Annotated in this window: 11 protein-coding genes; 2 read left to right on the forward strand and 9 right to left on the reverse strand. The window is 71.0% G+C overall.

Translation table 11 applies throughout. From position 1 onward, the window contains the following. Positions 1–77: 77 nt before the first annotated feature. Positions 78–959, reverse strand: a complete 882-nt coding sequence (locus CCN72_RS19820) for a siderophore-interacting protein (RefSeq protein ID WP_086808673.1) — start codon at positions 957–959, stop codon at positions 78–80. 113 nt (positions 960–1,072) lie between these two features. Here CCN72_RS19820 and CCN72_RS19825 point away from each other — a divergent pair, with 113 nt between their 5' ends. Further along, complete coding sequence (locus tag CCN72_RS19825; protein ID WP_086808674.1) at positions 1,073–1,921, forward strand: TetR/AcrR family transcriptional regulator C-terminal domain-containing protein; 849 nt, start codon at positions 1,073–1,075, stop codon at positions 1,919–1,921. A gap of 121 nt (positions 1,922–2,042) precedes the next feature. Next, a complete protein-coding gene (locus CCN72_RS19830; protein WP_279630260.1) occupies positions 2,043–2,690 on the forward strand; it encodes an LmbU family transcriptional regulator in 648 nt (215 codons plus the stop codon). Positions 2,691–2,702: 12 nt separating this feature from the next. Here the strand turns inward: CCN72_RS19830 and CCN72_RS39045 are convergent, their stop codons facing one another. From CCN72_RS39045 to CCN72_RS19865, 8 genes are all read right to left on the reverse strand, one after another. Then, positions 2,703–2,840 (reverse strand): hypothetical protein, encoded by a 138-nt coding sequence (locus CCN72_RS39045; RefSeq protein WP_158101378.1) that lies wholly within the window; start codon positions 2,838–2,840, stop codon positions 2,703–2,705. After that, positions 2,837–4,063, reverse strand: coding sequence for a cytochrome P450 family protein (locus tag CCN72_RS19835; protein ID WP_086808675.1), 1,227 nt, complete (start codon positions 4,061–4,063; stop codon positions 2,837–2,839). Before CCN72_RS19835 ends, CCN72_RS39045 begins: the two co-directional genes overlap by 4 nt. Before the next feature lie 110 nt (positions 4,064–4,173). Then, positions 4,174–5,214 carry a methyltransferase gene (locus CCN72_RS19840; RefSeq protein WP_086808676.1) on the reverse strand — a complete coding sequence of 347 codons (1,041 nt, stop codon included), beginning with the start codon at positions 5,212–5,214 and terminating at the stop codon, positions 4,174–4,176. A gap of 64 nt (positions 5,215–5,278) precedes the next feature. Then, positions 5,279–6,541 carry a kynureninase gene (gene kynU / locus CCN72_RS19845; protein WP_086808677.1) on the reverse strand — a complete coding sequence of 421 codons (1,263 nt, stop codon included), beginning with the start codon at positions 6,539–6,541 and terminating at the stop codon, positions 5,279–5,281. 133 nt (positions 6,542–6,674) lie between these two features. Further along, complete coding sequence (locus CCN72_RS19850; RefSeq protein ID WP_086808678.1) at positions 6,675–7,529, reverse strand: tryptophan 2,3-dioxygenase; 855 nt, start codon at positions 7,527–7,529, stop codon at positions 6,675–6,677. After that, on the reverse strand, positions 7,526–8,452 hold the full coding sequence (locus CCN72_RS19855) for an alpha/beta hydrolase (protein WP_086808679.1): 927 nt from the start codon (positions 8,450–8,452) through the stop codon (positions 7,526–7,528). Before CCN72_RS19855 ends, CCN72_RS19850 begins: the two co-directional genes overlap by 4 nt. Before the next feature lies 1 nt (position 8,453). Further along, positions 8,454–9,089 carry a DUF6875 domain-containing protein gene (locus CCN72_RS19860; protein ID WP_086808680.1) on the reverse strand — a complete coding sequence of 212 codons (636 nt, stop codon included), beginning with the start codon at positions 9,087–9,089 and terminating at the stop codon, positions 8,454–8,456. Between the two features lie 71 nt (positions 9,090–9,160). Then, positions 9,161–10,275, reverse strand: a 1,115-nt coding sequence (locus CCN72_RS19865; protein WP_143664139.1) for an alpha/beta fold hydrolase, incomplete at its 5' end; no start/stop codon positions are given.

A 10,275-nucleotide genomic window follows, 5' to 3' on the forward strand; every position in this document is an offset into this window, starting at 1 on the left:
GAGTCTTCTTTCGTGCGTACCGCTTCTGGGTCGGATCACGCAGGGGCCCGGCCAAGTGGCGGGCCCCTCCGTACGGTTCATTCCGGACGGCCCTCGGCGGCGGCCTGGAACTGCGCGAGCCGCTCCTGTGCTTCGGCCATGTCCTCGGCGGTCGGCGCGTCGTCCTGGGTCAGCTTGAACCGCCAGTACCCGCTGAACTCGATGGACCGCTTGTCCAGCCCCCGGTCGTCGACCAGATGGCGGCGGAGCGCCCGGACGGCGGCCGACTCGCCCGCCAGCCAGGCGAACGGGCTGCCGGGGAGGAACTCGGCCGTGCGTACGGCGTCGATCAGCACATCGCTGCGGCCGGCCGGAGTCCCCTCGCGGTACAGCCAGTTGACGGTGCAGTCGGCGGCGGTCTCGAAGTCCTGCCGCTCGGCCGCGTCGGCGACTTCGATGAAGGCCAGGGCGCGGGCTCCTGCGGGCAGGGACTCCAGCAGGGTGCCGATGGCCGGCAGCGCGGTCTCGTCGCCCGCGAGCAGGAGCCACTCCGCGTGCGCGATCGAGTCGGTCAGGGAGACGGGCGCGGAGTAGACCGCCGACGGGCCGACCATGCCGAGCCGGTCACCGGGGCGAGCGGAGCCGGCCCAGCTGGTGGCAGGGCCGATGTCCCCGTGCAGTACGAAGTCGATCTCGATGGTGCCGGCCGACCGGCGGCGGATGGTGAAGCTGCGCATCCACGGCCGCTCGCTCTCCGGAATGGCCAGAAAGGCCTGGTACCAGCCCGTCGCGTCGTCGCTCTGCTCCGGCAGTACGGGCTGCCGCTGGCCGAGCCGGGGGAAGCAGAGCTTGACCTGCTGGTCCGGCGCCTGGCCCACGGAGTCGTCGAGTCGGTCGGCCTCGAACGTCACCCGGGCCACGCGTGGCGTGACGTGCGTGATGTCGGTGACCTGGATGAATGAAACAGGAAGCTCTGCCATCGAAAACCTTCCAAGAGTGCTGGGCATCCTGGGCGGGAACGCGTCCGCCTGGTATCCTTACGCTGTAAGGAGATGCTCGGGCGAGAGTACTTTATACAGTAAGGAGTTGCAAGGTGGTTATTTTTGCCGGACAGGGCGACGCCCGCCGCTCGATGGCCCTCCTGTGGCGATCGGCCGATTCCGGAGGCGCCAGGGCCACCCCCGGACCGAAGCCCGGACTCGATGTCGACGCGATCGCGGCCGCGGGCATCGCGGTCGCCGAGGAGCAGGGAATGGCGGCCCTGTCGATGCGGGCCGTAGGGGCCTGGCTGGGACGGACCGCCATGGCGCTCTACACGTATGTGCCGGGCAAGAACGAGCTGGTCGATCTCATGCACGACCGGGTGCTGACCGAACTGCCCACCGAGTACGACACCGGCTCGGGCTGGCGCCCGGCGATCACCGCCTGGGCCGAGGACACCTGGGCGTTCTATCTGCGCCACCCCTGGGTGCTCCAGGTCTCCCAGGCCAGGCCGGCGCTCGGGCCGGGTGAATACGCGCAGCTGGAGACGGTGGTGCGGATCCTTGAGGGACTCGATCTGGAGCCGTTGCGGATCCGCCGGGTCATCGCCGTGCTGTTCCAGTTCGTCCGGGGCATGGCCCGGGTCGCCGCGGAGCACCGGCAGGCGGCACCGGAGACCGGGGTGTCCGACGAGGAGTGGTGGACGGCGCGGACCGCTCTGCTCGCCGAACTGGCGCCGGACTTCGCCGAGCGCTTCCCGGCCCTGGCGGCGCTGGAATCGCACGCGGCCGCTGCCGCCGCCGATGCCGCCAATGAGAGGTCGGGCGACGGCGCGCCGCCTGTGGAGCGGGAGGCCGAGGAAGCCTTTCGGGTTGGCTTGGAATTGATCCTCGACGGTATCGAAACGGCCGAGCGGTCAGGACCCGGCACCCTTACCGGATCACATCGCGCCTCAAAATGATCATTGACTATATACCTGTCGATAATCTACGGTTTTTTACGTCTGGTGATCTTTCGTGATTATCAGCCACCGATCATTGGTACGCGATGTGACGATGGCTCATTTCCAGGGGGGAAAACTCGTGCGGCAGACCGCCAAGTACCACCAGCGTGACAGTCGATTACCGGTCGGCCGCAAACCGTCGGACGCGGCGGCGCGCCCCGGCTGCAATGACCAGGATCGGATCCTGACCACGCGGGTCGGCCTGAAGATCCCGGCCGTCCTGTCGTACGACCGGTGGGAGAAGGCCGGACTGCACATCTTCCAGATCGCCGACTCCTCCGCCTGGTGTCTGGGCGACTGGCTCGTCTACGGCCAGGAGCGGTACGCCGACCGCTACCGGACCGGAGTGCAAGCGGCCGGGCTCGACTACCAGACGCTGCGCAACTACGCCTGGGTGGCGCGGCACTTCGAGCTCGGGCGACGGCGCGAGAACCTCAGCTTCGGCCACCATGCCGAGGTCGCCTCCCTCCCTCCCGCGCAGGCGGACCTGTGGCTCGACCGCGCCGAGCAGCACGGCTGGTCCAGGAACCAGCTCAGGCTCCGGCTGCGGGAGAGCCGTCAGGGCGACCGGACGGCCCCGCTCGCTCGGGTCAGCCTGCCCAGGATCAGCGTGCCCGTCGATCGCGTGGAGCGCTGGCGTCAGGCCGCCTCGAAGGTCGAAGGCGACTTCGAGGAATGGATACTCGTGGCGCTCGACCGTGCCGCCGCGCATGAACTCGGTGACTGACGGACCCGGCCCTTATGCTGCGGTGGCGCTGTGCGGGGTCTCGCGGCGCTCCAGGGCGGCCACCGGCTGAGTGTCCTTCCCCGCCGCCACCTTGCTCGCGGACCGGGGCCGCCCCGGCGTCGGGCGGCCCCGGTCCGCGAACACGCTCAAGGCCGGAGCCGGAGCCGCAGCGAGTTCAGTCGCCAACTGCCCGGCAGCCGGGCCCGGTCCAGTTCCGCGTCGTCGTCCGCGAGCGCCATGCCCGGGTAGTGCTCCAGCAGCGCGGCGAAGGCCGCCTCGCCCTCCTGCCGGGCCAGCGTGGCGCCCAGGCAGTAGTGGATGCCGTGGCCGAAGCCGACATGGTTCTCGGCCTGTCCCTCCTGGTGCCGCGTGATGTCCAGGCGGTCCGGGTCGGTGTAGTGGCGAGGGTCGAAGTTGGCCGAGACCAGCACGAGTTGGATCGCGTCGCCGCGGGCGATGGGCGTGCCGGCGAGTTCCAGGTCCTCGGTGGCGTAGCGCAGCCGCGCCACATGCACCGAACCGCACCAGCGCATCAGCTCGTGCACCGCGCGCGGCAGCAGCGCCGGGTCCTTGCGCAGCAGTTCCAGTTGGTCGGGATGGGTGAGCAGGGCGGCGGTCCCGTTGCCGATCAGATGCGCGCTCGTCTCATGGCCGGCCAGCACCAGGGTGAGGATCATGGTGACCATCTCGGTGTCGCCGAGCCGTCCGCCGTCGTCGTCCTGGGCGCGGATGAGTTCGCTCAGCAGATCGTCCTTGAGCGCGGCTCGCCTTCGCTCGATCAGTTCGTGGCAGTAGTCGATCATCACGGGGAAGGAGTGCCGCAGTCGTTCGGGCCGCATCGACACCAGGTCGCCGCCCCATTCCCGCCATCGATCGAGGTCGTCGGCCGGGATCCCGACGAGTTCGCAGATCACCGTGATCGACAGCGGATACGCGAAGTGCTCCAGGAGATCGACCGCGCCGTCCTCCTCCCGGTGCGGCAGCTCGGCGAGCAGACGGTCGGCGATCCGCTCGATGCGCGGCCGCAGATCGAGGATCCGGCGGGCCGTGAACGCCCGGGTCACCAGGCGGCGCAGCCTGGGATGGTCCGGCGGGTCGCTGTCCAGGATCGAGCCGAGCAGATAGCCCCGCAGATGCTCGGGGACCTGGAGGAGCTCCATCATCCCCTCGCGCGGGTCAGCGCCTTTCTCGCCCGGCACGTTGGACGGGGTGTTGACGAGCCGGGAGTCGCGCAGGGCGGCGCGGACATCGTCGTAGCGGGTGACGAACCACACCGGGGTGCCGTCGACGAACCTGCCGCCGACCACCGGGCCCTGTTCACGCAGCCGGCCGTAACCGCCGAAGGGGTCCCGGAGCAGCTCCGGATCCGTCATGTGCGGACCGGCCGGGCAGCGGGCGGCCGGGCGCCACGGGGCGGCCGCACCGGGCGGCGCGGGTTCATGGGAAGTGGGTCGCATGGTCGGTTCCGGCTCTCGCTGGGGCGTCATTTGACCGCGCTGATCACGCCGTGCGGCGTCCACCGGCCGCCTGGCAGCCGCTCCGGCTTCACGAAGCCGGCCTCGGCGAACCATTCCTCGTACTGACCCCACCGGTAGATGGTGCTGCTCGCGGCGGGCAGCGTCGCGAAGTACACGTTGTCGAGGGCCGCGTACAGCGGGCCGTCGCCGCTGTCGTCGGACATGGCGTTGAACACCAGCACCCGCCCGCCGTCGGGCAGCGCCGCGTGGGCCTTGCGCAGCAGGCGCACGTTCTCCTGCGGCGACCAGATCACCAGCTGGTTGGCGAACAGGACGCAGTCGTGCCCCGGCGGATAGGGGTCGGCGAAGATGTCGGCCGCCCGGACGGAGATCCGTCCGGCCAGACCGTGCTCGTCGATCTTGCGGCGGGCGATCTCCACTGTGCCGGGAAGGTCCAGGACGGTGAACTCGACGCCGGGGTTCGCCTGGGCGAGCGCGATGGCGTTGACGCCGTCCCCGCCGCCGATGTCGAGCACCCGGCGCACCCCGGTCAGGTCGGCCCGCTCGACCAGTACGGGGTTCGACAGCCGGGACCAGGACCGCATGCAGCGGTAGAACAGCTGCTCAAGGCCGGGATCCTCGGACAGCCTGTGGTACAGGTCGGTGCCGGTTCCCTTGATCCGCCGCAGTCCGACATTGGTGTTCTGGCGCAGCGACTCGGTGAAGTCCACCTCGGCAGGTCGGACGATCCGCTCCTCGTACTCGATCAGATCCTCGATGATCTCCCAGGTCCCGTCCGTGAACTTTCCTTCCAGGACATCGGCGTTGAAATATCCGCGCCCCTGACGGGTCGTCAATCCCAGTGCGGTGGTGCCTAGAAGGAGGATCTGCACCGGGCGTTCCGCCAGGTCGAGTTCCCGCCCGATCTCCTGCGGGGTCAGGCCGGGGCGGCGGTGGAGCAGCGGGAACAAGCCCAGATTGCGGCCCGCGTTGAGCATCTGGAAGGCCGAGGAGCCGAACAGGATCTGCACCAGGCCGTCGTTGGTGAGCGGGGTTGCGTCGGTCATGGGCGCTCCGTATCGAGTGGATGATGAGGGTGCGGGCAAGCGAGGGGCCGCGCCGGGCCGGCGGTCATGTCACCCGGGCCAGGCCGGTGGGACGGGACGCATAGGCGCGCCCGGCGGCGACCTGCCGGAGGCGGGCCAGCGCGTCCCAGACCTCGGTGAACCGGGTGTAGAGCGGCGACGGGCCGATCCTCAGGCGGTCCGGGACCCGGTAGTCGCAGACGACCTTCGCGTCGGCGGCGAGCGTCTGGCAGATCCGCCAGGCGTCGCGGTGGTACAGCGACACATGTGAACCGCGCCGCTCCACCGGCCGCGGCGAGGCCGGGCGGAAGCCCAGTGGGGCGAGCCAGGCGTCGGCCAGGTCGTCGACCAGCCGGCCCAGCAGCAGCCCCTTCGCCCTGATGCGCGCCATGCCGGCCTCTTCGACGAGGGCGAGAGCCGGATCGATCGCCGCGAGGGACAGCAGCGGCGGGGTGCTCACCAGGAACCGCTCGATCCCCGGCACCGGATCGTAGTCGGGCCCCATCCGGAACTGCTCGCGCTGCCCGAACCAGCCCCACACCGGCTGGCGCAGTTCGGCCTGCGACTCCTCGCGCACATAGAGGAAGGCGGGCGAACCCGGGCCGCCGTTGAGGTACTTGTACGTGCACCCCACGGCCAGTTCCGCGCCGGTCGCGGCGAGGTCCACCGGGACGGCTCCGGCCGCGTGCGACAGGTCCCACAGGACCCGGGCGCCGGCCGCGCGGACCAGTTCGTTCACCTTCGCCATGTCCAGGAGCGCGCCGCTGCGGTACGACACCAGCGACAGCACCACCAGGGCGACGTCCTGGTCCAGGGCCGAGCGCAGCACGTCGAGATCGAGGCCGCCGTCGAGGCCGGAGGCGAGTCGGCGCAGCCGCAGTCCGCGCTGTGCGGTCAGGCCCTGAAGGATGTACCGGTCGGTCGGGAAGTCCTCGGCGTCCATCAGGACGGTGCCCCGTCCCGGCGCGGCGTCCAGCGCCGCACCGGCCAGCTTGTACAGATTGACCGAGGTCGAGTCCGAGATCACCACCTCCCCGGGCCGGGCGCCGAGCACATGCTCGGCGAGCCGGTCACCGAGCCGGGCGCCCCAGTCGATCCATCCCTGCCAGGACCGCACCAACCCCTCGCCCCAGCCCTCCTCGACCACCTCGCGCAGCCGGTCCGGGGTGGCCGCGGGCAGCCGGCCCAGCGAGTTGCCGTCCAGGTAGATCAACTCCGGGTCGGTGATGACGAACCGGTCCCGGAACCCGGCCAGTGGATCGGCCGCGTCCAGCTCCTCGGCTGCCGCGCGCGGTATCCCGCCCTCCATCGGCGCTCCTTCTCTCTCGTGTCATCGGCGTCCGCCGTGTGCCGGTGTTCTCCGCCGTGTACCGGCGCTCTCCGCCGTCCGTCCGTGTTCTCCGTCGTCCGGCCGAGGGGTTGTCCGTCGTCCGTCCGAGGGGTCAGAGCGTCGAGCGCACCGACCACAGCTCCGGGAAGAAGCGGTGCTCACTGATCCGGGCGAGCCAGGCCACGCCCTCGGTGCCGCCGGTGCCCGGCTTGGCGCCCAGCATCCGCTGCACGGTGAGCAGATGCGTGTAGCGCCAGCGGGCGAACTGCTCCGCGGTGTCCATGAGTGCCTCGGCGAGCAGATGCAGCTCGTGGTGGCGGGCCGGATCCCGGTAGACCGCCCGCCAGGCCTCCTCGACCTCGATCCCGGTCCGATACGGCAGTGTGCTGTCCGGGTTCGGTGCGTCGGCGGGCGGGAGCAGCCCGCGCCGGGCCAGCAGCGCGAGCGCCGCGTCGTACAGGCTCGGCTCCCGCAGCTGGCTCGCCACCGCGGCATGACCGGCCGTGCCCCGGTGCGGCGCCACCATGGCCGCGTCCTTGTGGCCGAGCAGGAACTCCAGTCGCCGGTAGCCGGCCGACTGGAAGCCGGAGGCCGACCCGAGGACGTCCCGGAACTGAGCGAACTCCGCGGGTGACAGCACGGAGAACGTCTCCCAGGACACCAGCAGGACCTGCTGCACCCGCGCCGACCTGCGCAGGGTCCACAGCGCGTCGCCGAGCGCATCCTTGTCCAACTGGTCGCGGGCGGTGGTGAGTTCTGTGTGCAGCAGCTTGAACAGCAGCTCCTTGACCTGGCTCATGATGATGAAGCCCGGCTCGGTGTCCGCTGTGCTGAGCGGATGCTGTAGCGCCAGCAGCTCGTCCATGCGGGCGTAGTGCGCGTAAGGGGTGGTGCCGGGCGGGGCGGCGGCGGACAGTGGACATCCGGGTCCCTGGCCGGAGCCTCGGGCGGTCTGCTCGGTGGTCATGCGGTCGTTCCTCCCAGGTCCATCTGCCCTCCCAGGTCCATCTGCGCGAGGACCGCGTCGCCCAACTCGGTTCCTCTCACCCCCAGTTCGTAGGGGAGGCTGAAGTGGTCGCGCCGCTCGGCGACGACCTCCGTCACCGCCGCTCTGGGGCGCAGCGCGGTCACCATTTGCTCGTGCTGGCGGACGTACTCCTCGGTCTCGTTGCCGCCGCGGGCGGCCACCACCGGGGGCAGCCGCGCGGGCAGCAGGTGGAGCGGGCTGTTGCGGCGCGCCCCGGCCTCGTCCAGGCGAAGCGCTTCGTTGACGTACGACAGACGGATCGGCTCCAGGTCGTACATGCCGCTGAGCAGCACCGCCCCGGCGATCCGGCGGGACACGTCCGGGCCGTGCCACGGGCCGGGCAGCAGCGCCATCGCGGCCAGGTGCGCGCCGGCCGAGGTGCCGCACAGATGGAGCCGGTCCGCGGCGAACCCGAGCCGGTCCGCGTGCCGCAGCAGCCAGTCGACGGCGCGCCGTACCATCCCCGCCATGGTGTCCAGCCCGACGTCCGGTGCCAGCCCGTACTCGACCACCGCGACGGCCGCGCCGGCGGCCAGCAACGGCGGTGCGGGGAAAGCCGATTCGGCGCGGCCGAGCGCCTGCCAGTTCCCGCCGTGCACGAACACCAGCAGCGGCGGACGGCCCGGGGCGGCGGACGGGAAGTAGTCGAGCAGTTCGGCCGGATGGGTGCCGTAGGCGAGGCCGGTCCGCACCGGGTGGTCCCGGCGGGCGGCCGTACTCAGCCGTGCGTACTCGCTGAGGTAGGCCGTCAGGCTCGGCACGCGGGAACTCGGCGAGTACTGCCGGTCCAGGGTGGCCTGATCCATTCCCCGGTACACGGCGGCGCCGGTCAGCGCGCGCTCCCGGGCCGCGGTGCGCCGCATGTCACTCGGCCTCCCGCCGGTGCGCGGCGCATGCCTTCTCGTACATCTCGGTCAGCAAGGGGTCGATGCCGTGGGCCGAGTTGCGGTAGCGGGCTCCGAAGCGGCTCGCGTACTCCTCGAACCACTCCCGCCGGTCGGCCAGGAACAACACGTCGTGGATGGCCATCGAGCGCACCGCCATCATCGGCACGGGGGCGTGACTCACCTCGAACTCCGGGTTGCGGGCGGCCTTCTCACGGCACTTCTCGTGGAACTGGGCGATCATCAGCCCGCGGTGCACGGCCTCGGGCTTGAGCGTGGTGTGCGCCGCGTCCAGCAGGTGCAGCTGCTCGGGCAGCAGGTCCGGCAGGACGAGCAGCAGCGAGCGCAGATTCGGATTGCCGGCCTTCCAGTCGAACTCGCTGAACTCGTCCAGTCCACAGCGGACGATCTCGTCGATGAGGGTCTGGCTCGGGGTGGGTCCCACCAGCCTGACCCGGACCTCCAGCGCGCCGGCGCGCTGGGCCGGTTCGACGAACGGGCACACCGGGCCGGTGCGTCCGAGTTCGCGGTGGGGGCGGCGGATGTAGTCGCTCAGCCAGCCGTCGGCGGCCTCCAAGGCCGTGGCCAGCTCGACGGAGAGCACGTCGGTCAGCATCGTTGTCAGTCCTCAGGTGTCGGTCCTCGCGGAAGGCGGAGGGGGTGTGCCTGGAAGGCGGCCCGCGAACGTCACTCGTCGGCGGCGGCGGTGAGTTCGTGGAGCTTGGCCGACAGGATCCGACCGATCTCGGCCAGCGTGTCCGGCCGGGTCAGCATGGTCCCGTGCTCGCCGGGCACCACATGCGCTTCGACCGTGCCCCGGACGTACGGCTGCCAGGCCGCGGCGTCGACCGGCGGGTCCTGCTGCTCCGAGCAGGCGATCAGCAGCAGGTCGCCGTCGATCGCGTCGGGCCGGTAGTCGATGGTCAGATGGGTGTTGTTCGCCGAGATCTCGGTGATCGCCGTCAGTTTGTCCTCGTCCAGGCTGGCCAGTGCGCTTCCCTGGCGGCGCAGGATCTCCCGCGCCCTGGCGAAGGTCATCTCCTCGTCGTCCTGCCGGTGGGTGCCGTCGTCGACGAGACCCACGTGGTAGAGCAGCATCACCCGGTCGTCGGGCGCGGGCACGTCCGCGTGGGTCAGCCCCTGCCACTCGGGGATCACATCGAGCACCGCGACCAGCGCCACCGGTTCGCCGCGGCGCCGGAACTCCGCGGCCAGCGCGTGCGCGCACAGTCCGCCGAAGGACCAGCCGGCCAGGTGGTACGGCCCGTGCGGCTGCACCCGCTGGATCTGGTCGGCGTAGTCCACCGCCATCTCCTCGATGCTGCCCGGCCGGGGCTCCGGACGGGCGAGGCTCCGGGCCTGGATCCCGTACAGCGGGTACCGCGGGTCGAGCTGTTTGATCAGCGCGCTGTACGACCAGCTGATGCCACCGCCGGGGTGGATGAAGAACAGCGGCGGCCTGTTGCCCCGGGGGCGCAGCGGCAGCACCACCTCGTAGGAGCCGTCCGTGTCGTCGGCTTCGAGCCGGGCCGTGATGCCGCCCGGAGTCGGCGCCTCGAACAGGCTCCGCAGGCCCAGCTCGACACCGAAGGCGGCCCGCAGCCGCGCCATCAGCCGGGTGGCCAGCAGGGAGTGTCCGCCCAGGTCGAAGAAGTCCTCGTCCACGCCGACGACGGGCCGCCCCAGCACCTCCGCGAACAGCTCGCACACGACCTGTTCCTGCGGAGTGCCCGGCGCCCGGCCGATATCGGCGCGCTCCGGTGCGAAGGTGGGGAGCGCGACGCGGTCGAGCTTGCCGTTGG

It is taken from the genome of Streptomyces murinus, from assembly GCF_002154555.1.
GTDB classification, from domain to species: domain Bacteria; phylum Actinomycetota; class Actinomycetes; order Streptomycetales; family Streptomycetaceae; genus Streptomyces; species Streptomyces murinus.

What these genes read in the sequence shown, in the direction of transcription:
- CCN72_RS19820 (WP_086808673.1), bottom strand. Translation starts at nt 959, where the DNA reads ATGGCAGAGCTTCCTGTTTCATTCATCCAGGTCACCGACATCACGCAC.
- CCN72_RS19835 (WP_086808675.1), bottom strand. Translation starts at nt 4,063, where the DNA reads ATGACGGATCCGGAGCTGCTCCGGGACCCCTTCGGCGGTTACGGCCGG.
- CCN72_RS19840 (WP_086808676.1), bottom strand. Translation starts at nt 5,214, where the DNA reads ATGACCGACGCAACCCCGCTCACCAACGACGGCCTGGTGCAGATCCTG.
- kynU (WP_086808677.1), bottom strand. Translation starts at nt 6,541, where the DNA reads ATGGAGGGCGGGATACCGCGCGCGGCAGCCGAGGAGCTGGACGCGGCC.
- CCN72_RS19850 (WP_086808678.1), bottom strand. Translation starts at nt 7,529, where the DNA reads ATGACCACCGAGCAGACCGCCCGAGGCTCCGGCCAGGGACCCGGATGT.
- CCN72_RS19855 (WP_086808679.1), bottom strand. Translation starts at nt 8,452, where the DNA reads ATGCGGCGCACCGCGGCCCGGGAGCGCGCGCTGACCGGCGCCGCCGTG.
- CCN72_RS19860 (WP_086808680.1), bottom strand. Translation starts at nt 9,089, where the DNA reads ATGCTGACCGACGTGCTCTCCGTCGAGCTGGCCACGGCCTTGGAGGCC.